At 69.6% G+C, this 22,392-nt stretch carries 16 protein-coding genes and 1 tRNA gene; 11 read left to right on the forward strand and 6 right to left on the reverse strand.

Annotated elements, in window-relative coordinates; genetic code table 11:
* Window positions 1-61: 61 nt before the first annotated feature.
* A complete protein-coding gene (locus K7C20_RS09370) occupies window positions 62-1,867 on the reverse strand; it encodes a lytic transglycosylase domain-containing protein (RefSeq protein ID WP_053210443.1) in 1,806 nt (601 codons plus the stop codon).
* Window positions 1,868-2,017: 150 nt separating this feature from the next.
* Between K7C20_RS09370 and K7C20_RS09375 the strand changes: the two genes are divergently transcribed.
* Window positions 2,018-2,968, forward strand: coding sequence for a DUF4184 family protein (locus tag K7C20_RS09375; RefSeq protein WP_030080064.1), 951 nt, complete (start codon window positions 2,018-2,020; stop codon window positions 2,966-2,968).
* A gap of 49 nt (window positions 2,969-3,017) precedes the next feature.
* Here the strand turns inward: K7C20_RS09375 and K7C20_RS09380 are convergent, their stop codons facing one another.
* Together K7C20_RS09380 and polA are read right to left on the reverse strand one after the other, a co-directional pair.
* Window positions 3,018-3,725, reverse strand: a complete 708-nt coding sequence (locus tag K7C20_RS09380; RefSeq protein ID WP_245171864.1) for a rhomboid-like protein — start codon at window positions 3,723-3,725, stop codon at window positions 3,018-3,020.
* Between the two features lie 190 nt (window positions 3,726-3,915).
* A complete protein-coding gene (polA, locus tag K7C20_RS09385) occupies window positions 3,916-6,654 on the reverse strand; it encodes a DNA polymerase I (RefSeq protein ID WP_030080069.1) in 2,739 nt (912 codons plus the stop codon).
* Window positions 6,655-6,927: 273 nt separating this feature from the next.
* Here polA and K7C20_RS09390 point away from each other — a divergent pair, with 273 nt between their 5' ends.
* From K7C20_RS09390 to K7C20_RS09420, 7 genes are all read left to right on the forward strand, one after another.
* Window positions 6,928-9,213 (forward strand): FdhF/YdeP family oxidoreductase, encoded by a 2,286-nt coding sequence (locus K7C20_RS09390; protein ID WP_053210444.1) that lies wholly within the window; start codon window positions 6,928-6,930, stop codon window positions 9,211-9,213.
* A 115-nt stretch (window positions 9,214-9,328) separates the two neighbouring features.
* The gene (locus K7C20_RS09395; RefSeq protein ID WP_030080072.1) at window positions 9,329-9,802 is read left to right on the forward strand and encodes a PaaI family thioesterase; all 474 of its coding nucleotides are present in this window, start codon (window positions 9,329-9,331) and stop codon (window positions 9,800-9,802) included.
* A 487-nt stretch (window positions 9,803-10,289) separates the two neighbouring features.
* Window positions 10,290-11,510: a branched-chain amino acid ABC transporter substrate-binding protein gene (locus K7C20_RS09400; RefSeq protein ID WP_030080073.1), complete on the forward strand. Its 1,221-nt coding sequence runs from the start codon at window positions 10,290-10,292 to the stop codon at window positions 11,508-11,510.
* Window positions 11,511-11,725: 215 nt separating this feature from the next.
* Window positions 11,726-12,655 (forward strand): branched-chain amino acid ABC transporter permease, encoded by a 930-nt coding sequence (locus tag K7C20_RS09405; protein ID WP_030080075.1) that lies wholly within the window; start codon window positions 11,726-11,728, stop codon window positions 12,653-12,655.
* Window positions 12,656-12,660: 5 nt separating this feature from the next.
* Window positions 12,661-14,457, forward strand: coding sequence for a branched-chain amino acid ABC transporter permease (locus K7C20_RS09410; RefSeq protein ID WP_030080077.1), 1,797 nt, complete (start codon window positions 12,661-12,663; stop codon window positions 14,455-14,457).
* 5 nt (window positions 14,458-14,462) lie between these two features.
* Entirely contained in the window at window positions 14,463-15,443 is a 981-nt protein-coding gene (locus K7C20_RS09415; RefSeq protein WP_048829279.1) for an ABC transporter ATP-binding protein, read from the forward strand.
* Window positions 15,440-16,156: an ABC transporter ATP-binding protein gene (locus K7C20_RS09420; protein WP_030080081.1), complete on the forward strand. Its 717-nt coding sequence runs from the start codon at window positions 15,440-15,442 to the stop codon at window positions 16,154-16,156. The genes K7C20_RS09415 and K7C20_RS09420 overlap by 4 nt, the downstream gene beginning before the upstream one ends.
* Window positions 16,157-16,246: 90 nt before the next feature.
* Here K7C20_RS09420 and K7C20_RS09425 read toward each other — a convergent pair whose 3' ends face one another.
* Window positions 16,247-16,912, reverse strand: a complete 666-nt coding sequence (locus K7C20_RS09425) for an ANTAR domain-containing response regulator (RefSeq protein ID WP_088797173.1) — start codon at window positions 16,910-16,912, stop codon at window positions 16,247-16,249.
* Window positions 16,913-16,989: 77 nt separating this feature from the next.
* Here K7C20_RS09425 and K7C20_RS09430 point away from each other — a divergent pair.
* Window positions 16,990-17,072 (forward strand) — tRNA-Leu (locus tag K7C20_RS09430).
* Between the two features lie 84 nt (window positions 17,073-17,156).
* Window positions 17,157-17,945: a hypothetical protein gene (locus tag K7C20_RS09435; RefSeq protein WP_030080084.1), complete on the forward strand. Its 789-nt coding sequence runs from the start codon at window positions 17,157-17,159 to the stop codon at window positions 17,943-17,945.
* A 52-nt stretch (window positions 17,946-17,997) separates the two neighbouring features.
* On the opposite strand, the gene pyk is transcribed toward K7C20_RS09435, so the two are convergent.
* Together pyk and K7C20_RS09445 are read right to left on the reverse strand one after the other, a co-directional pair.
* Window positions 17,998-19,434, reverse strand: a complete 1,437-nt coding sequence (gene pyk / locus K7C20_RS09440) for a pyruvate kinase (RefSeq protein ID WP_030080087.1) — start codon at window positions 19,432-19,434, stop codon at window positions 17,998-18,000.
* A gap of 145 nt (window positions 19,435-19,579) precedes the next feature.
* A complete protein-coding gene (locus K7C20_RS09445; protein WP_030080090.1) occupies window positions 19,580-20,323 on the reverse strand; it encodes an SIMPL domain-containing protein in 744 nt (247 codons plus the stop codon).
* Window positions 20,324-20,565: 242 nt separating this feature from the next.
* Here K7C20_RS09445 and K7C20_RS09450 point away from each other — a divergent pair, with 242 nt between their 5' ends.
* Window positions 20,566-22,383 (forward strand): bifunctional metallophosphatase/5'-nucleotidase, encoded by a 1,818-nt coding sequence (locus tag K7C20_RS09450; RefSeq protein ID WP_030080092.1) that lies wholly within the window; start codon window positions 20,566-20,568, stop codon window positions 22,381-22,383.
* The last annotated feature ends 9 nt before the right edge of the window (window positions 22,384-22,392 follow it).

The following is a 22,392-nucleotide window of genomic DNA, read 5'->3' on the forward strand; positions in this document are numbered from 1 at the left end:
GCCGAGGTGACGGGCCGGCCGAAGTGGCCGGCAGGCCGAAGTGACGGCCCGGGTGGTGGGGTCAGGAACCGGCCGGGGCGGCGACCTTCAGCTTGACGGTGAGTACGGCGCCGTCGGCCGTGGTCAGCCGCAGCAGGAACGTGCCCGCGTGCCTGTCCGTGTAGATCTTCGGGAGTTTGAGCAGGCCGTTGGCGTCCGTGGTGAGGCCGGTGAGCGTGCGGACCGGCTTGTCCTTGTCGCCGCCGGTGGCCTCGGGGTCCTTGAAGTAGGGGCCCTTGTCGTTCTCCACGGGCTTCTTCGGGTCGTCGGTGACCATGGTCGCGGTGACCGCCGCACCCGCCGCGATCTTGCCCTGGTAGGTCGCCTCGACCTCGACGGCGTCCTCGGCGAAGGCCTGGCCGGCGGTCGCCGTCAGCTCCTTGTCCGAGGTGCGGGCGAGCTTGTCGGCCTTCGGGGCCGGCTTGGCCTTGACGGTCGCGCCGAAGGCGACGGCGGGGGCGGTGCGGCCCACGGCGGTGGCCCGGATGGTGAAGGCACCGGCCTTGTCGCCCGCGCGCAGCGTGGGCGCGGTGGCGAGGCCGTCCTTGTCCGTGGTGACGGTGACGGCGGTGGCGTCACCGGGGAAGCGGGCGCCGGTGGTCGTGGGGAGGGCGAAGCGGACGGGGGCGCCGGCGACGGCCTTGCCCGCGGCGTCCTTGGCGCGTACCCGCGGCGACGCGGCGAACTCGGTGCCCGCGGTGGCGCTCAGGTCCTTGTCGCCGACCCGCTCGAGAGCGGTGAGCCGAGCGGGCCCGGTGGGCGTCTGGGGGGTGGGCTCCGGCTTGGGCGTACCCGTGCCGCCCGGCGTGTCACCGGTGCCCGAACCGCCGGGCTTGCCGGGGTGGTTGTGCTGTCCCTTGCCGGGCTTGCCGGGCTTGCCGGATCCGCCCTTGCCCGGCTTCCTGCCCGGTGTGCCGGAGCCGTGGTCCTGGTACGCACCGCTGCCGGTGCGGCCGGTGCTGTCGCCGCCGGACTTTCCGGTGCCGCCCCGGTGGACGGGCAGGACGCCCCGGCCGTCCGGAACCTCGTGGGTGCCGTGGCGGTAGAACGTGTACCAGGACAGCACCGTCCGCAGGTAGTCCTCGGAGTGGTTGTAGCCGAGGATCGCCCGGTCCAGGTCGCCCTGGACCGACAGGTCGCGGTCGCCGGCGCAGAGGTAGCGGCCCGCGGCGAGCGCGGCGTCGAAGACGTTGTTGGGGTCCTTCTTGCCGTCGCCGTTGCCGTCGGCGCCCCAACCGGTGCCGTCGAGGCCGCCGTTGGACCAGGTGGAGGGGATGAACTGCATCGGGCCCACGGCACGGTCGTGGGTGAGGTCGCCGTCGTAGCGGCCGCCGTCGGTGTCGGTGATCCGGGCGAAGCCGTGGCCGTTGAGCTGCGGGCCGAGGATCGGCTGGAGGGTGGTGCCCTCGGCATCGACCGCGCCGCCGCGCGCCTGTCCGGACTCGACCTTGCCGATGCCGGCGAGCAGTTGCCAGGGCAGCCGGCAGCCCGGATCGGACGCGTCGATCGCGGAGGCCGCCTTCTTGTACGCGGCCAGGACGGTGGCGGGCAGGCCGGCCTCGGCGGGGCCGGTGCCGAGGGCGGTGCCCTGGCCGGTGCCGTGCGCCTCGCGGGGCGGTGCCGGCCTGTGAAGGGGCGGCCGGTCGGTGAAGTACGCCGAACCGCCGTCGATGGGGGTGTCGGCGGGTGGGGCCGGTTTCTGTTTCCTGGCGGCCGCGGCCTCGGTGGCGGCCGGCGCCTGAGAGGCGGTCAGGGCGGCGAGCACCAGGGCCGCCACGGCTGTCGAGGCCGCTCCCCTTTGGAGCCGCCTTCGGATTGTGGCTGCCATACGTGGTCCCCTCCGCGTTGCCCTACCGCGCTCCTGACGCGGTATCGCGCTCCCCAGCGCTCCAACTCAGGCGACACTACGACAACTCGGGCCCGGCATCTACCACCCCATCGGACACATAATGATCCGAATCGATCGAGGAGAGGCGCCATGCCGTTCACACTCAGTCATGCCGCCGCCGTGCTGCCGGCCATCCGCCGCACTGGCGCGGCACGCGGTCCGTTGGTCGCTTCGGCGCTCGTGGCAGGGTCGTTCGCACCGGACATGACGTACTACGCGGACAGCCTGGTTCCGGGCGGCATGGCCTTCGGCGAGGTCACGCACTCGCTGTCCGGTGTGCTGACGGTGGATGTGCTGGTCACCGTGGCGCTCGTGGGCGGCTGGCTGCTGGTGCGCGAGCCGTTGACCGCGCTGCTGCCCCGGGCATGGCGAGGCCCGGTCCACACCTTCGTCCGCGGCCGGCCCTGGCGGCCCCGGGGACCTCGCGAACTCATCGCCCTGGTGGGCTGGTTCCTGGTCTCGGCGGTGCTCGGGGCGGCGACCCACGTGGTCTGGGACGCCTTCACCCACCCGGGCCGCTGGGGCACCCGGCTGGTTCCCGGTCTCGACCGGGTGGTGGGCGGCCTGCCGGTCTACACCTACGTGCAGTACGGCACCTCGGCGCTCGCACTGGCGGCGATGGGCGCGTTTGTGTGGCAGGTCCTACGGGGGCGCGGCGGCACCGGCGCTCCCACGGCGGCCGGGGCGTCCGCGCCGGTCGCGGTACCGGTGCTGACCGTACAGGTGCGGCTGCTGCTGACCGCCCCGCTCGCGCTGTGCGTGGCGACCGGTGCCGTGCACCGTGTCCTGCGGGCGCGCGCCGTCTACGGTCCCACGGCGGCCTGGCTCGACTACCTCCCGACCGTGCTCTTCGGCACCGGGGCCGGCCTCACCCTCGGGCTGCCGCTCTACGCGGTGGCCGTACGACTGCTGCACCGCCGCACCCGGGCAGCCGACGCCATGGGCCGACTGCCGGCGCCCATGACGCGGACCGCACCCCCGGCGGTGTCGCCGTCGGGCGCTGCGGCCGCGTCACGGAGCACGTCGCCCGGCGCCGAGTGACGGCGCCCGGGGCGCCTGTTGGGTACCCGCGCCCTCCCCACTCGTCGGGCTACTCGACCAAAGCCGGGCCGGGCTGCGGCACCGGGGCCGGGGCCGGGGCGGCGCGCCGGGCGGCCCGCAGCAGGCAGGCTCCGCAGACGAAGCCGAGGGCGGCCGCCAGCAGATGTCCGACGGTGGTGAAGTCGGGCAGTTCCCCGCTCCAGTCGCCGCCGAGCACCGGCCAGGCGACGACACCGGCCGCCGCGAACCACCGCGCCCGGCGCAGCAGGAGCGCCCCCGTCGCAAGCACCGTCTCGGCCCCGTAACTGATGCCGAAGTCGGTGGCGTGCCGGACGCTGTCCGGATACCAGCCATGGGCGAGGGCCACGTGGATCAACGGCACGGTCAGCAGCGTGGCGGCGAGATGGCCCAGGACGAAGAGGGCGTAGGCACGCCCCGCTCCGTACCGTCGCTCCAGCCATGCCAGGCACACGATGACGCCGAGACCGAGTGTGATCAGCGTGCCGGCGAAGGCATCTGAGGTGATCTCGGTCAGCGTGCCGTCGAAGAACAGCATGCTGCCCGCCAGTACACGGACCGGACGGTCCTGCAGGTTGTCCAGATTCGTACTGACGCCGAGCAGCACACGCTGTGCCTCCGCGGTGGACAGCACCGCGGTGCACCACAGATGGGTCGACAACAGCAGTCCGGCATAGCCGGCCGTGACCGGGCTGCGGGAGACACAGGTGCCCAGGGCTCGGACCACACGACGTATCACGGAGTGATCAAAGCAGAGCGCTTTCGAGGTGAACAAGATCCATGCCGCGTCGGACGACGACCGCTTCCGGGCCACCGTCGAGCAGGCCGGAACCGGCCGCGACTGGGTGCGGTGCGGGCCGGGTTGCGGCCGGGCTGCGTGGCCGGGGGCGGCGCGGGGCGCCCGCGCCGTCACCGGCCCGCTTCCCGGCTCAGTGCGCCGCCGACTCCCAGTCCTTGCCGGAGCCGACCGAGACGTCCAGCGGGGCGCTCAGTTCGACCGCTGCGGCCATCTCCTTGCGGACCAGTTCCTCGACCTTCTTGCGCTCGCCGGGGGCGACCTCGACGACGATTTCGTCATGGACCTGGAGCAGCATCCGGGACTCCAGCCCGGCGGCCCGCAGTGCCGCGTCGACCCGCAGCATCGCGATCTTGACGATATCGGCGGCGGTGCCCTGGATCGGGGCGTTCAGCGCCATCCGCTCGGCCATTTCGCGGCGCTGGCGGTTGTCGCTGTTGAGGTCGGGGAGGTAGCGGCGGCGGCCGAGCATGGTCTCCGTGTAGCCGGTGGCCCGGGCCTCCTCCACCGCCCGCTGGAGGTAGTCGCGCACCCCGCCGAACCGCTCGAAGAAGTTGTCCATCAGCTTACGGGCCTCGTCCGGCTGGATGCCCAGCTGCTGGGAGAGGCCGAAGGCCGACAGGCCGTACGCCAGGCCGTAGGACATCGCCTTGATCTTGCGGCGCATCTCCGGGTCGACCTTGCTCTTGTCGACCGAGAAGACATGGGAGGCGACGGTGGTGTGCAGGTCCTCGCCGGAGGTGAACGCCTCGATCAGGCCCTCGTCCTCGGAGAGGTGCGCCATCACCCGCAGTTCGATCTGGCTGTAGTCGGCCGTCAGCAGCGACTCGAAGCCCTCGCCGACGACGAAGCCGCGGCGGATCGCCCGGCCCTCGTCCGTACGCACCGGGATGTTCTGGAGGTTGGGGTCCGTGGAGGACAGCCGGCCGGTGGCCGCGACGGTCTGGTTGAAGGTGGTGTGGATCCGGCCGTCGGCGCCGATGGTCTTGATCAGGCCCTCGACGGTCGTGCGCAGCTTGGCCTGCTCACGGTGCCTGAGCATGATCACCGGGAGCTCGTTGTCGGTCTGCGCCGCCAGCCAGGCGAGGGCATCGGCGTCGGTGGTGTAGCCCGTCTTGGTCTTCTTGGTCTTGGGCAGGCCCAGCTCGCCGAAGAGGACCTCCTGAAGCTGCTTGGGCGAGCCGAGGTTGAACTCATGGCCCGCGGCGGCATGCGCCTCCTTGACGGCCTGCTGCACGGCGCCCGCGAACTGCTGCTCCATCCGCTCCAGCCAGCCCCGGTCCGCGGCGATACCGGCCCGCTCCATCCGGGCCAGCAGCTCGCTGGTCGGCAGCTCCACATTGCGCAGCAGCTCGGCCGCGCCGACCTCCGCCAGCTTCGTCTCGAACGCCGTCCCGAGGTCGAGGACCGTACGGGCCTGTCCCATCAGGGCGTCCGCCTCGGCCTGCTCGTCCGCGCCGAACGCGAGCTGTCCGTCGCCGGCCGCGGCGGGGGCGAGGTCACGCCCCAGGTATTCGAGCGACAGCGCGTCCAGGGCGAAGGAGCGGCGGCCGGGCTTGACCAGGTAGGCGGCCAGGGCGGTGTCCATAGTGACGCCGTCGATGGTCCAGCCGTGCTCGCCGAAGACCCGCATCAGGCCCTTGGCGTTGTGCATCACCTTGGGACGGGCGGGGTCGGCGCTCCAGGCGGCGAAGGCCCGCTCGTCGGCCTCGTCGAGCTGGGACGGGTCGAACCAGGCGGCCGGGCCGTCGGGGGCGGCCAGCGCCACCTCGGCGACGCTGCCGCTGCCCAGCGTCCACACATCGACCGTGGCCACGCCCAGCGGCCCCGTGGCGTGTTCGGCCAGCCACGGAGCGAGTTCGCCGGTGTCGATGACCGTGCCGTCCACCTCGACGCCGGGCGCCGGGGCACTCTCCTCGGCGGCGTCGGCCGAGCCGGGGTCCACGGCGTGCAGCCGGTCGCGCAGGCCCTGGTTGCGGATCTCCAGGGCATTGAGGAAGACCGTCAGCGCCTCGCGGTCGTAGGCCTCGCGGGTCAGCTCCGCCGGGCCGCACGACAGCTCGACATCGCGCACCATCTCCGTGAGCCGGCGGTTGAGCTTGACGGCGTCCAGATGCTCGCGGAGGTTGGCGCCCGCCTTGCCCTTGACCTCCTCGGCGCGCTCCACCAACTCCGCGAACGAGCCGAACTGGTTGATCCACTTCGTGGCGGTCTTCTCGCCGACACCCGGGATGCCGGGGAGGTTGTCGGACGGGTCGCCGCGCAGCGCGGCGAAGTCCGGGTACTGGGCGGGGGTCAGGCCATACTTCTCGAAGACCTTCTCCGGGGTGAAGCGCGTCAGCTCGGAGACGCCCTTGGTGGGGTAGAGGACCGTGACGTCGTCGGAGACCAGCTGGAAGGAGTCGCGGTCGCCCGTGACGATCGAGACCTCGAAGCCCTGCGCGGTGGCCTGCTCCGTGAGTGTGGCGATGACGTCGTCGGCCTCGAAGCCCTCGACCGCGAACCGCTTGACGTTCATCGCGTCGAGCAGCTCGCCGATCAGCTCGACCTGGCCCTTGAACTCGTCGGGCGTCTTGGAACGGTTCGCCTTGTAGTCGGCGAACTCCTCGGACCGCCAGGTCTTGCGCGAGACGTCGAAGGCCACCGCGAAATGCGTGGGCGCCTCGTCGCGCAGGGTGTTCGCGAGCATCGACGCGAAGCCGTAGATCGCATTGGTCGGTTGTCCCGTGACGGTCGTGAAATTCTCCACGGGCAGGGCGAAGAACGCCCGGTATGCCATGGAATGCCCGTCCATCAGGAGCAGTCGGGGACGGCCGCCCGCCGCCGCCTCGGTGCCGGTCGCTTCGCTCTTCTTCGCTGCCTTTGCTGCCACGCCCCCGATCCTGCCACGCCCCACTGACAATCCCCGCCGCGGCGGCCGCCGCTCCCCTCGCCGCCCGCGGCCCCCGCCCCCGCCGAAAGCCCGCTCCGCCCCGCCGCACACCGCCCCGGACCACGCCGTGCACCCCGCCGCCCCCTCCCGAGCCGCTCCCCCGCCCTCGCCCCTACACCACCCCACGTGTCCGTGACAGGATCAGATGTGTACGGCAACGATCCGCCGCGCCCGGCGGAGCGAGCACCAGCTCACGGCTCAAGGGAGAGCGCCATGGCAGGCAAGCCGCCCGCATCGGACCCGGTCCAGGACGCGCCCGAGGTCGGCGAACCCCAGCACTCGGCCGTCGGCCTGCCCGCCATCACCCACGCCCTGCGCATCTCCCAGCAGCAGATGGGCATCCGCCGTACCGCCCTCACCCTCCTGCGCGTCAACCAGCGCGACGGCTTCGACTGCCCCGGCTGCGCCTGGCCCGAGCCCGACAAGCCGCACACCGCCGAATTCTGCGAGAACGGCGCCAAGGCCGTCGCCGAAGAGGCCACCCTGCGCCGCGTCACCCCGGACTTCTTCGCCGCCCACTCCGTCGCGGACCTCGCGACCCGCAGCGGCTACTGGCTCGGCCAGCAGGGCCGCCTCACCCACCCCATGTACCTCGCCGAGGGCGCCGACCACTACGAGCCGGTGACCTGGGAGCGGGCCTTCGACCTCATCGGCGCGGAGCTGACCGCCCTCGGCTCCCCCGACGAGGCCGTCTTCTACACCTCCGGCCGCACCAGCAACGAGGCCGCCTTCCTCTACCAGCTCTTCGCCCGCGAATTCGGCACCAACAACCTCCCCGACTGCTCCAACATGTGCCATGAGTCGTCGGGCTCCGCACTGACGGAGACCATCGGCATCGGCAAGGGCAGCGTCCTGCTGGAGGACCTCTACAAGGCCGACCTGATCATCGTCGCCGGGCAGAACCCCGGCACCAACCACCCGCGGATGCTCACCGCCCTGGAGAAGGCCAAATCCGGCGGCACGAAGATCATCTCGATCAATCCGCTGCCCGAAGCCGGCCTGGAACGCTTCAAGAACCCGCAGACCCCGCGCGGCCTGGCCGGCGGCGGCACCGCGCTCACCGACCTCTTCCTCCAGGTCCGCCTCGGCGGCGACCAGGCACTCTTCCGCGCCCTCAACCGCCTCGTCCTCGACACCGACGGAGCCCTCGACGAGGACTTCATCCGCACCCACACCCACGGCTTCGAGGAGTTCGCGCGCACCGCCCGCGCCGACGACGACTGGGACGAGACGCTGCGCGCCACCGGCCTGACCCGCGAGGAGATCGACCGCGCCCTGGCCATGGTCCTCGACTCGCGCCGCACCATCGTGTGCTGGGCGATGGGCCTGACCCAGCACAAGCACTCCGTCCCCACCATCCAGGAAGTCGTCAACTTCCTCCTGCTGCGCGGCAACATCGGCCGCCCCGGCGCCGGAGTCTGCCCCGTACGCGGCCACAGCAACGTCCAGGGCGACCGCACCATGGGCATCTTCGAGCGGCCCGCGCCCGCCTTCCTCGACGCCCTGGAGAAGGAGTTCGGCTTCGCCCCGCCCCGGGAGCACGGGCTCGACGTCGTCCGCGCCATCCGCGCCCTGCGCGACGGGCAGGCCAAGGTGTTCTTCGCGATGGGCGGCAACTTCGTCTCCGCCACCCCGGACACCGACGTCACCGAGGCCGCCATGCGCCGCGCCCGGCTGACCGTCCACGTCTCCACCAAGCTCAACCGCTCGCACGCGATCACCGGCGCCCGTGCGCTGATCCTGCCGACCCTGGGCCGTACGGAACGCGATCTGCAAGCCGGCGGCGAGCAGTTCGTGACCGTCGAGGACTCCATGGGCATGGTGCACGCCTCCCGCGGCCGCCTGGCACCCGCGAGCCCCCAGCTGCTGTCCGAGACGGCCATCGTCGCCCGCCTGGCCCGCCGCGTCCTGGGCACCGGCAGCCGCACCCCCTGGGAGGAGTTCGAGAAGGACTACGCGGCGATCCGCGACCGTATCTCCCATGTCATCCCGGGCTTCGAGGACTTCAACACCAAGGTCGCCCGCCCCGGAGGCTTCGCCCTCCCGCACGCGCCCCGGGACAGCCGCAGCTTCCCCACCGCCACCGGGAAGGCCAACTTCACCGCCGCGCCCGTCGAATACCCCGCCGTCCCCGAAGGGCGGCTGCTGCTCCAGACGCTGCGCTCCCACGACCAGTACAACACCACCATCTACGGCCTCGACGACCGTTACCGCGGCATCAAGAACGGCCGCCGCGTCGTCCTCGTCCACCCCGACGACGCCCGCGAACGGGGCCTGGCCGACGGGGCGTACACCGACCTGGTCAGCGAATGGACCGACGGCAGCGAGCGGCGCGCGGCCGGCTTCCGCGTCGTGCACTACCCGACGGCCCGCGGCTGCGCGGCCGCCTACTACCCCGAGACCAATGTCCTGATCCCGCTCGACCACACCGCCGACACCAGCAACACCCCGGCCGCCAAGTCGGTCGTGATCCGCCTGGAGAGCCCCCGCGAGGACTGACCGCCACCGGGCCGGAGACGGGAACAACAACCCCGCGCTGAGCGCTTGCTCAGGGGCCTGATAGGAACAGGCACGGATCGACGACGATCACGGGCGAGCGAACGGAGCCGTAGGCATGGGTGAGCACAGCACGACCAAGTTTCCGCAGGAGATCCTCGACCAGTGGGCCGGCCTGGGGCTCGACCTGCCCGCGCTCTTCTCCGCCGGGCACCTCGGCGAGCGGATGAGCGTGCAGGTCACCGAGGCGGCCCCCGAGCGCGTCGTCGGCACCATGCCCGTCGAGGGCAACACCCAGCCCTACGGACTCCTGCACGGCGGCGCCTCCGCCGTCCTCGCCGAAACCCTCGGCTCCGTCGGCTCCATGCTGCACGGCGGCCCCACCAAAATCGCCGTCGGCGTCGACCTCAACTGCACCCACCACCGCGGCGCCCGCTCCGGACTGGTCACCGGCGTCGCCACCCCCGTACACCGCGGCCGTTCCACCGCCACCTACGAAATCGTCATCACCGACGAGGACGGCAAGCGGGTCTGCACCGCCCGCCTGACCTGCATGCTGCGCGAGACGGACGCCGACGCCTACCGCAGCTGACCCACCCCGGCCGGCGCCTTTGCCGCCCGCCGAAAACGGCCCCGCACCCGGCGCACGGGAGCGGGGCCGTACGCATTCCCGTAACGCTGCGTAACACGGACGCCCTGCGCCACCGGCCGCACTGCCCATACCCCCCAAGGAACCCGGCGCCGCCGCGCCCACCGCATCCGCTATCCGGACGCCCGCACGGTCACCACACGCCTCATCCCCCCGTGGAAGTGCGAGTTCGCCCTCCGCACCGTGTTCGCCCTCCGGTGTAAGGACCATAACGGCATAACGCTCATCGAAGGTCATAACAAGAGCGTCACATCCTGGTCAGCGCCTCTGCCGGTCCGACGAACACCGCTCTAGAGTCACCGCCAGTCACCGCGCCGCCGGGCGCGCTGCAAGCACGGACCCTGTGCGGCCCGTACAGCCCGGCGAGCGAAACGGCCATGCGACAGTCGTGGCCGCGCCAGGGAAAGGACTGATCGTGCGTCACCGTTCCTTGCTCATCCTCACCACCGCAGTCACCACCGGCGCCCTCACGCTCTCCGCGTGCGGCTCGCGCGGCGACGACAACAAGAGCGGCGAAGGAAAGTCCACCGTCGTCATCGGCCTCGACGCCCCCACCACCGGCGAGCTCTCCGCCCTGGGCCTGGGCATCCGCAACTCCGCCCAGCTCGCCATCGACAACGCCAACAAAGCCGGCGAGGTCAAGGGCGTCACCTTCAAACTCGAAGCCCTCGACGACAAGGCCCTGCCCAACGTCGGCCAGCAGAACGCCACCAAGCTCGCCGGCGACAAGGACGTCCTCGGCATCGTCGGACCCCTCAACTCCGGCGTCGCCCAGTCCATGCAGCAGGTCTCCAAACAGAACAACCTCACGCTGATCTCCCCGGCGAACACCACTCCCGACCTGACCCAGGGCAAGGACTGGAAGCAGAACAAGCGCGTACGCCCCTTCCCCACCTACTTCCGCACCGCCACCACCGACGAAGTGCAAGGCGCCTTCGACGGCCAGTACGCGTGGGAGAAGATGAAGGTCAAGAAGGCCTACGTCATCGACGACCAGAAGACCTACGGCGTCGGCCTCGCGTCCTCCTTCAAGGACCAGTTCAGCAAGCTCGGCGGCAAGATCGCCGGCACCGAGCACGTCAGCCCCGACGACCGTGACTTCAAGGCCGTCGTCTCCAAGGTCAAGTCCGCCAAGCCCGACCTGGTCTTCTACGGCGGCGAATACCCCGCCTCCGGCCCGCTCAGCCAGCAGCTCAAGGACGGTGGCGTCACCGTCCCCCTCATGGGCGGCGACGGCATGTACAGCGGCGACTACATCAAGCTCAACAAGAAGGCACAGGGCGACTACGCCTCCTCCGTCGGCAAGCCCGTCGAGGAACTCCCCTCCGCCAAGAAGTTCATCGCCGACTACAAGGCAGCCGGCTTCAAGGAGTCCTACGAGGCCTACGGCGGGTCCACCTACGACTCGACCTGGGCCATCATCCAGGCCGTCAAGAAGGTCGTCGAGGCCAACGACGGCAAGCTCCCCGACGACGCCCGCAAGAAGGTCGTCGACGCCATGAACAAGGTCACCTTCGACGGCGTCACCGGCCCCATCGCCTTCGACAAATACGGCGACACCACCAACACGATGATCACCGCATACCAGGTCGAAAAGGGCGCCTGGGCCTCCCGCTTCAGCGCCGAATTCAAGAAGTTCGACAAGAGCTGACCGACCGCACCACACCACTTCACCCCGGGCCGCGCCAGGACATACGAACGACCCTGGCGCGGCCCGTGGCACACCGGGGCACCCCGGACTCTCCCCAGCCCCACCCGGCCCGGATCCCTCACTCCCCCCGGCCCGGGGACCTCACTCCCACCCGGCCCGGATCCCTCACTCCCCCCGGCCCGGGAACCTCACTCCCACGCAACGGAGGCCCTGCGGTGAGCGAACTGCCGCAACAGCTGGCCAACGGACTCATCCTCGGCGCGATGTACGGACTCATCGCGATCGGCTACACGATGGTCTACGGAATTGTCCAGCTCATCAACTTCGCCCACGGCGAGATATTCATGGTCGGCGGCTTCGGAGCGCTCAGCGTCTTCCTCGCTCTGCCCGCCGGCACCTCACTCGCCCTCGCCCTGCCGGTCATGCTCCTGGGCGGCATCGCCGTATCCGTCCTCGTCGGCATCGCAGCCGAACGATTCGCCTACCGACCGCTGCGCGGCGCCCCCCGCCTCGCCCCCCTCATCACCGCCATCGGCCTGTCCATCGCCCTCCAGCAAGCCATCTGGAAGTGGTACCCCGACGGCAAACAGGCCCGCGTCTTCCCCCAGTTCAAGGGCCCCGCCTTCGACATCCTGGGCGCCACCGTCCAACGCGGCGACCTCTTCGTCCTCCTCGCCGCCCCCGCCTGCATGATCGCCCTCGGCTTCTTCGTCGCCAAAACCCGCAGCGGCCGCGCCATGCAGGCCACCGCGCAGGACCCCGACACCGCCAAGCTCATGGGCATCAACACCGACCGCATCATCGTCCTCGCCTTCGCCATCGGCGCCGCCTTCGCCGGCGTCGCCGCCGTCGCCTACGGACTGCGCACCGGCGAGGTCCAGTTCCGCATGGGCTTCATCATGGGCCTCAAGGCCTTCACCGCGGCCGTGCTCGGCGGCATCGGCAACATCTACGGCGCCATGCTCGGCGGCGTCGTCCTCGGCATCGCCGAAGCCCTCGCCACCGCCTACATCGAGGAAATACCCGGCATGGAGCAATTCGGCGGCGGAGCCTGGAAGGACGTCTGGGCCTTCGTCCTCCTCATCCTCGTACTCCTGTTGAGACCACAAGGCCTCCTGGGCGAACGCGTCGCGGATCGGGCGTGATACCGATGACCACGAAGACCACCACCACCCCGGCCCGCGGCCTGATCCCACTCCCCGAGCGCACCGCGCGCCTCATCACCGCCGCAGGTGCCCTCGCCACCGCTGCCACCACCGGCCTCGCCTGGACCTGGAGCAGCGACTTCCCCGGCGACCTGACCTACTACTTCTCCCCCGCCGGGCTCCAGATCGTCACCCTCGTCGGCGGCCTCCTCACCCTGCTCTTCGCCACCGCGTCCCTCGGCGTCCGCGGCCTGCAATGGCTCATCCCCGCAGGGCGCAACGCCCCCACCCTGCTCGCGGCCCTCGCCACCTTCGCCGCCACCTGGTTCACGCTCATCGCCATCGCCGTCCACCTCAACGGCCTGATCAACCTCGAACCGGGCGGCGCCGTCGCGGCCGTCACCTCCCTGCTCACCCTCGCCGGCGCCCTCGCGCTGCCCCCCGACCAGACCGCGGACCAGCCACCCGCGAGCCCCTGGCAGCGCTTCACCGCCACCCTCGCCGCCAGCCCCCTACGGCGCCGCACCCGCGGACTCCCCTCCTGGGCCGAGATCCTGATCATCGCCGCCGCCTTCGCCGCCGGGCTCCTCGCCTTCACCTACGGCATCGACACCGACGACGGCGCCCCCTTCGTCGGCTACCTGATCTTCATGGTGCTCGCCCTCCCCGCCCTCAACCGGGCCGGACTCATCGCGCGCCTGACCGCACTCACCCACACCCACCGCGGCGTGGCCCTCGGCGCGGCCTTCATCGCCGCCGCCTGCTTCCCCTTCACCCAGGACACCGACCAGTACACGATCATCGGGGCCAACATCCTGATCTTCGCGACCGTCGCCCTGGGCCTCAACGTCGTCGTCGGCCTCGCCGGCCTCCTCGACCTCGGATACGTCGCCTTCCTCGGCGTCGGCGCCTACGCCGCCGCGCTCGTCTCCGGCTCCCCCGAATCCGCCCTCGGCTTCCACTTCCCCTTCTGGGCGGCCCTCCTCACCGGCGCCGCCGCCTCCCTCGTCTTCGGCGTCCTCATCGGCGCCCCCACCCTCCGCCTGCGCGGCGACTACCTCGCCATCGTCACCCTCGGCTTCGGTGAGATCTTCCGCATCGCCATGCTCAACCTCAACGGCACCACCGGCCCCGACGTCACCAACGGCGCCATGGGCATCCCCAACATCCCCAACCTCGAAATCTTCGGCTTCAACTTCGGCGAACCCCACGACATCCTCGGCATCCCCGTCGCCACCTACGGCAACTACTACCTGCTGATGATCCTCGTGACGGCCTTCGTCGTCCTCGTCTTCCGGCGCGCCGCCGCCTCCCGCATCGGCCGCGCCTGGATCGCCATCCGCGAGGACGAAACCGCCGCGATCGCCATGGGCATCAACAGCTTCCGCCTCCGCCTCCTGGCCTTCGCCCTCGGCGCATCCCTCGCCGGACTCGCGGGCACCGTCCACGCCCACGTCGTCACCACGGCCACCCCCGAACAATTCCAGTTCGCCGGGCCCCAGCCCCCCAACTCCGCCTTCCTCCTCGCCGCCGTCATCCTCGGCGGCATGGGAACCCTCAGCGGCCCCCTCGTCGGCGCCGCCCTCCTCTTCCTCATCCCCGCCAAACTCGACTTCCTCCAGGACTACCAACTCCTCCTCTTCGGCATCGCCCTCGTCCTCCTCATGCGCTTCCGCCCCGAAGGCCTCATCCCCGACCGCAGGAAGCAGCTCGAATTCCACGAAACCGGCCAACTCGACGTGCCCGACCAGCGCCTCCCCGACGCAGACGCCACCCTCGGCGCCACCCAGGCAAAGGCGTGACGACCATGACCACATCACCCAGCCTCGCACCCGCCACCGACACCGACACCGTCCTGCGAGCCGACGGCGTCACCATGCGCTTCGGCGGACTCACCGCCGTCCGCGGCGTCAGCCTCACCGTCGGCACCGGCGAAATCGTCGGCCTCATCGGCCCCAACGGCGCCGGCAAAACCACCTTCTTCAACTGCCTCACCGGCCTGTACGTGCCCACCGAAGGCACCGTCAGCTACCGAGGCACCCGGCTCTCCCGCAAACCCCACCTCGTCACCCAAGCCGGCGTCGCCCGCACCTTCCAGAACATCCGCCTCTTCGCCAACATGACCGTCCTCGAAAACGTCCTCGTCGGACGGCACACGCGCACCAAGGAAGGTCTCTGGTCCGCACTGCTCCGAGGCCCCGGCTTCAAGAAGGCCGAACTCGGCAGCGAACAACGCGCCATGGAACTCCTCGAATTCACCGGCCTCGCCCACAAACGCGACCACCTCGCCCGCAACCTCCCCTACGGCGAACAGCGCAAGCTCGAAATCGCCCGCGCCCTCGCCAGCGAACCCGGTCTGCTGCTGCTGGACGAACCCACCGCCGGCATGAACCCCCAGGAAACCCGCGCCACCCAGGACCTCGTCCTCGCCATCCGCGCACAAGGCACCGCCGTCCTCGTCATCGAGCACGACATGCGCTTCATCTTCAACCTCTGCGACCGCGTCGCCGTCCTCGTCCAAGGACAAAAGCTCGTCGAAGGCACCGCGGAAATCGTCCAGGCCGACGAACGCGTCATCGCCGCCTACCTCGGCACACCGGTCGACGGCATGCCGGCCCCGGACGACCCCACGGACACGGCGCCCCCCACAGACACGGCGACCCCGACGGACACGGCCCCCACCCCGAAAGCAGCCACCACCCCCGACGCGGCAGGAGAACCCGACGCGGCAGACGGGGCCGCCCCGCCGGACGAGCCGGCCCAGGGACAGACCGGAGACACCCCATGACCGCACTGCTCGAAGTCGAGGACCTACGCGTCGCCTACGGCAAGATCGAAGCCGTCAAAGGCATCTCGTTCTCCGTCGAAGCCGGCCAGGCCGTCACCCTCATCGGCACCAACGGCGCGGGCAAAACCACCACCCTGCGCACCCTCTCCGGCCTCCTCAAACCCCTCGCCGGCAAGATCACCTTCGACGGCGAACCCCTCAACGGCGTCCCCGCCCACAAGATCGTCGAGCGCGGCCTCGCCCACTCCCCCGAAGGCCGCCGTCTCTTCCCCCGCCTCACCCTCGCCGAAAACCTCAAGCTCGGCGCCTTCCTCCGCAAAGACGCCGACGGCATCGAGAAAGACATCCAACGCGTCTACGAACTCTTCCCGATCCTCGGCGAACGCAGCAAACAAGCCTCCGGCACCCTCTCCGGCGGCGAACAGCAAATGCTCGCCATGGGCCGTGCCCTGATGTCCCGCCCCAAACTCCTCATGCTCGACGAGCCCTCCATGGGCCTCTCCCCGATCATGATGCAGAAGATCATGGAAACCATCCGCGAACTCCGCTCCCAAGGCACCACCATCCTCCTCGTCGAACAGAACGCCCAGGCCGCGCTCTCCCTCGCCGACCAAGGACACGTCATGGAAATCGGCCGCATCGTCCTCTCCGGCAGCGGCCCCTCCCTCCTCCACGACGAATCCGTCCGCAAGGCCTACCTCGGTGAGGACTGACCCGCACCCGCACCGACGCGAGCGGCCCCGCACCGATGAAGATCGGTACGGGGCCGCTCGCACGCTCAGGACGAGCCAGGCTGCTGCCGGCTACTGGTCCTTCTGCTGCTTCTTCTCCTCGGCGTCCTCGATGACCGCCTCGGCAACCTGCTGCATCGACAGCCGGCGGTCCATCGACGTCTTCTGGATCCACCGGAACGCAGCCGGCTCCGTCAGCCCGTACTGCGTCTGGAGAATGCTCTTCGCCCGGTCCACCAGCTTCCGGGTCTCCAGCCGCTGCGTGAGGTCCGCGACCTCCTGCTCCAGCGTCCTCAGCTCGGTGAACCGGCTCACCGCCATCTCGATCGCCGGAACCACATCGGTCTTCGAGAACGGCTTCACCAGATACGCCATCGCACCCGCGTCCCGGGCCCGCTCCACCAGCTCACGCTGCGAGAACGCGGTCAGCATCAGCACCGGCGCGATGCTCTCCTCGGCGATCTTCTCGGCCGCCGAGATGCCGTCCAGCACCGGCATCTTCACATCCAGGATCACCAGATCGGGACGGTGCTCCCGGGCCAGCTCCACGGCGGTCTGCCCGTCCCCGGCCTCGCCGACGACGGTGTAGCCCTCTTCCTCCAGCATCTCTTTGAGGTCGAGACGGATGAGGGCCTCGTCCTCGGCGATCACGACGCGCGTGGTCAGCGGCGGGACGTGCGACTGATCGTCATCGGCGACGGGCTGCTCGGGCTCGGCGGCGCTCACGGGACTCCTCATTCCAGGCAGGTGGTGCCATTGCAGCCTACCTAGAGGCGGCCATAGTGATGCACACGGTAGGGTGTCTCTCGCAACCGGCCCGGTTGGTGGAACTGGTCAGACACGCGGCTCTCAAACAGCCGTGCCCTTGGGCATGTGGGTTCGAATCCCACACCGGGCACCCTTGAACAAGCGGAACTCCACCTTCGCGTGGTTCGCACGAATTTTCGCCCCACACTCATGAAGCGTCACGCACAGTGATGTCATGAACTTCCACGGCACAGATGTGCGCCGCAACGCAATCGCCCAGCTCCGCGCGGGAGCAAGGAACGCGGACGTGGCCCGCGCGTTGGGCCTCCCCCTCGGCACCGTCGGCTATTGGCTGCACATGGACCGCGCGCGACGCGGAGAGTGCCCAGGTGCCCACAACCCGAAATGCCCGCGGTGCGACGGACGCGAACTCGACGAGCTGGCGTACTCCTACCTCCTGGCCCTCTACCTCGGCGACGGCCACATCATCCAGTACTCCACACATCGGGTGCCGAGCCTCATGATCGCGTGCGGCGACGTCTGGCCGGGTCTCATGGACGCCTGCGAAGCCGCGATGCGAGCGGTCTTCCCCGACAACTCCGTGTGCCGGGTCCGACGGACCGGCTGCCACAACGTGAAGGTCTACTCGAAGCACTTATGGTGCCTGTTTCCCCAGCACGGTCCCGGAAAGAAGCACGACCGGCCGATTGTGCTGGAACCCTGGCAGCAGCGGATCGTGGACGACTATCCCTGGGAGTTCATCCGCGGACTCATCCACTCCGACGGCTGCCGCATCACCAACTGGACGACCAGGATGGTGGGCGGTGAGCGCAAGCGGTACGAGTATCCGCGGTACTTCTTCACCAACAAGTCCGATGACATCCGGCGGCTCTTCTCGGACACCCTCACGAAGGTCGGCGTCGAGTGGACCGTCCTTGCCCGCGGCAGCGACCCGTTCAACATCTCCGTGGCCCGCAAAAGCTCCGTCGCCCTCATGGACCGACACATCGGGCCGAAGTACTGACAGGGACGGCAGTCAGGTACCTCGGCCCAGCGGAATCGCGGTGCGGGTGGGGCTACTTCGGGGAGTCGTCCTCGCCGATGTGGTGGACGCGGACGAGGTTGGTGGAGCCGGGGACGCCGGGCGGGGAGCCGGCGGTGATGATGACGACGTCGCCCTTCTGGCAGCGGCCGATCTTGAGGAGCTGCTCGTCGACCTGGGCGACCATCTCGTCGGTGGAGTTGACGGTCGGGCCGAGGAAGGTTTCCACGCCCCAGCTGACGTTGAGCTGGGAGCGGGTGGCCGGGTCGGGGGTGAAGGCCAGGAGCGGGATGGGCGAGCGGTAGCGGGAGAGGCGGCGGACGGTGTCGCCGGACTGGGTGAAGGCGACGAGGAACTTGGCGCCGAGGAAGTCGCCCATGTCGGCGGCGGCGCGGGCGACGGCGCCGCCCTGGGTGCGGGGCTTGTTGGCCTCGGTGAGCGGCGGGAGGCCCTTGGCGAGGAGGTCTTCCTCGGCGGCCTCGACGATGCGGCTCATCGTCTTGACGGTCTCGGTCGGGTATTTGCCGACGCTGGTCTCACCGGAGAGCATGACGGCGTCGGTGCCGTCGATGACGGCGTTGGCGACGTCGGAGGCTTCGGCGCGGGTGGGGCGGGAGTTGTCGATCATCGAGTCGAGCATCTGGGTGGCGACGATGACCGGTTTGGCGTTGCGCTTGGCCAGCTTGATGGCGCGCTTCTGGACGATCGGGACCGTTTCGAGGGGCATTTCGACGCCGAGGTCGCCGCGGGCGACCATGATGCCGTCGAAGGCGGCGACGATGTCGTCGATGTTGTCGACGGCCTGGGGCTTTTCGACCTTGGCGATGACGGGGAGGAAGCGGTCTTCTTCACGCATGATGCGGTGGACGTCTTCGATGTCGCGGCCGCTGCGGACGAAGGAGAGGGCGATGAGGTCGGCGCCGTAGCGCAGGGCCCAGCGGAGGTCGTCCTGGTCCTTTTCGGAGAGGGCGGGGACGGAGACGGCGACACCGGGGAGGTTGAGGCCTTTGCGGTCGGAGACCATGCCGCCTTCGATGACCTTGGTGCGGACGCGGGGTCCGTCGACGCCGGTGACTTCGAGGGTGACTTTTCCGTCGTCGACGAGGATGCGTTCGCCGGTGGTGACGTCGGCGGCGAGGCCGTTGTAGGTGGTGCCGCAGATCTGGCGGTCGCCTTCTACGGCGGGTTCCACGGTGATGGTGAACTCGTCGTCGCGTTCGAGAAGTACAGGGCCTTCGCGGAATCGGCCGAGTCGGATCTTCGGGCCTTGAAGGTCGGCGAGGATGCCGACGCTGCGGCGGGTTTCTTCGGATGCTTTGCGGACCCGGTCGAATCGTGCCTCGTGGTCGGCGTAGGTGCCGTGGCTGAGGTTGAAGCGGGCAAGGTCCATTCCGGCGTCGACGAGGGCTTTGATCTGCTCGTACGAGTCGGTGGCGGGTCCCAGTGTGCAGACAATCTTTGCTCGGCGCATGTTTCGACTCTATGACTTACCGGGCGGTAGGGAAGTGTAAGAAAGTGACTGCTCAACGAGCGCTTGATGAAAGGCTGTTGACAAGTAATGGAATGCGCACGGAGGCGCTCTGATGAGCGGAATTTCATCCTTGCGCGCGGTGGTCTCAGAGTGCGGGACGGGTCATCGTAAAGCGTGCGTTGACATTGGCGTAGACGGCTTGGCGTTGGGGTTCGAGATCGAGGGCGGGGGCGGATTCCTGGACGGGGGCGCCGCCGTATCCGCGGTGGGAGGCCATGGCGGGGGCTGCCATGGGGGCGGTGTTCTCGGCGCCGAGGTCGGCGATTTCCAGGAGGGCGTCGAGGCGGGCGCCGAGGGCTTCGGCGTATTCGCGGGCGCGCTGGACGGCTTCGCGGACGGCTTGGGTGCGGGCGTCGCGGTGGGCGGGTGAGTCGGGGCGCAGGGCCCACCAGGGGCCGTCGACGCGGGTGAGGTCGAGGTCGGCGAGGCGGGTGGTGAGTTCGCCGAGGGTGGTGAAGTCGTTGAGGGTGGCGGTGTGGGTGACGCGTCCGTGGTAGGCGCGGATGCGTTCGTGGCGGCCTTTTTCGGTGAGCTGGGGGGTGAGGCTGAAGGTGCCGGTTTCGAGTTTTTCGAGGGCGTCGCCGTAGCTCTTGATGAGGGTGAGGGCTTGTTCGTTGCGGCGGGTGAGGTCGGTGAGGGCGGCGGTGCGGTCGGTGCCGCGGGCGCTGATGGTGACGGCGATGCGGGCGATTTCGGGGTCGACTTCGAGGCGGGCTTCGCCGCGTACGGCGAGGCGGGGGGTGTCGGGGGTGCCGTACGGGAGGGCGGTCGGGGTGGTGCCGGTGGTGGGGACGGCGGGGGTGGGGGTGTCGTCGGTGGGGTTGCTCATGGGGGCTCCCGGGTTTGGGGGTCGGGGTGCGGTGCGGTGGGTCGGCGGTGTGCGGGTGCGGGTGCGGGTGCGGGTGCGGGTGGTGCAGGGTCGCATATCGGGGCGGGTGCGGGTGGGGCATCCGGGGGGGGAACTGGTGAGGGGTGTCGCGTGGGGGTTGGCTGCGCCAGAATCTACGCGCGTTGTCCTTCTGTGTGGCGGCGCTCATCCGCGTTTGTTGGCGTTCATCCAAGGGAGTTGGCATGTCGCTCGACCGTAGGAAGTTCTTGGGGCGTTCCGTGGTGACGGGGGCCGGGGTGGCGCTTTCGGGTGCTGCGGGAGTGCCTGCGGCCCAGGCCGTGGCGGCGCGGGGCCCGGGGCGGCACGGTCACCGGCGCGAGCGGTACGCCTTCACGGTCATGGGCACGACGGATCTGCACGGCAGTGTCTTCAACTGGGACTACGCCACGGACGCGGAGTTCGACGATGCGGCGCACAACGACGTGGGCCTGGCGAAGATTTCGACGCTGGTGGACGGGGTGCGCCGGGAGAAGGGCCGGCGCAACACGCTGCTGATCGATGCGGGTGACACGATTCAGGGGACGCAGTTGGCGTATTACTACGCCAAGGTGGATCCGATTACGGGTCCGAACGGGCCGGTGCATCCGATGGCGCGGGCGATGAATGCGATCGGCTATGACGCCGCGGCGCTTGGGAATCACGAGTTCAATTACGGCATTCCGGTGCTGCGGAAGTTCGAGGAGAGCTGTGATTTTCCGCTGCTGGGGGCGAATGCGGTGGATGCGAAGTCGCTGCGGCCGGCGTTTCGGCCGTATGTGCTGAAGCGTTTGCGGTCACCGCGCGGGCGGGAGGTGACGGTGGCGGTACTGGGTTTGACGAATCCCGGTATCGCGATCTGGGACAAGGCTCATGTGCAGGGGAAGCTGGCGTTTCCGGGGCTGGTGGAGCAGGCGGCGAAGTGGGTGCCGAAGCTGCGGTCGATGGGCGCGGATGTGGTGTTCGTGGCGGCGCATTCCGGGATGAGCGGTACGTCGTCGTACGGGGATCAGTTGCCGTATGTGGAGAATGCGGCGGCGTTGGTTGCGGAGCAGGTGCCGGGGATCGATGCGATTTTGGTGGGGCATGCGCATGTGGAGGTTCCCGAGCGGCGGGTGGTGAACAAGAAGTCGGGCCGGGAGGTGGTGTTGTCGGAGCCGTTGAAGTGGGGACAGCGGCTGACGCTTTTCGATGTGGTGGTGGAGTGGCGTCGGGGCCGTTGGGAGGTGGGGTCGGTCGGTTCGCGGGTCTTGAATTCGAATGCGGTGGCGGAGGATGCGCGGATCACGCGTCTGCTGCGGGCGGAGCACCGGAAGGTCGTGGCGTATGTGAACCGGGTGATCGGCCGGTCGAAGGCGGAGATGACGGCGGCCGAGGCTCCGGTGAAGGACACGCCGATTTTGGACTTCATTGCGTTCGTGCAGGCGGAGGTGGTGCGCAAGGCGCTTGCGGGGTCGGCGTATGCGTCGCTTCCGGTGTTGTCGCAGGCGTCGTGCTTCTCGCGTACCGCGAAGGTGCCGGAGGGGGATGTGACGATCCGGTCGATGGCGGCGCTGTATCCGTTTGACAACACGCTGGAGGCACGGGTGTTGACGGGTGTGCAGGTGCGGGCGTATTTGGAGTTCTCGGCGCGGTATTACGTGCAGACGGCGGCGGGTGGCGGTCCGGTGGATCCGTCGAAGGTCACGAACGCGGAGGGTACGCCGGATTACAACTATGACGTGGTGAGCGGTGTCTCGTACGAGATCGATATCGCGAAGCCGGCGGGGCGGCGGATCGGGAAGCTGATGTTCGACGGGAAGCCGCTGGATGATGCGGCGCGGTTCGTGCTGGCGGTGAACAATTACCGGGCGAGTGGTGGCGGTAATTTCCCGCATGTGGCGGCTGCGGAGCAGGTGTGGTCGACGTCGGACGAGATCCGCAATCTGATCATCGGGTGGGTGCAGGAGAGCGGGCAGATCGATCCTGCGCAGTTTGCTTCGGTGGACTGGAAGTTGACGCGGGACGGGGTGCCGGTGTTCTGAGTCCGGCCG

Origin of the sequence: Streptomyces decoyicus (assembly GCF_019880305.1) — a bacterium.
Taxonomy (GTDB): Bacteria; Actinomycetota; Actinomycetes; order Streptomycetales; family Streptomycetaceae; genus Streptomyces; species Streptomyces decoyicus.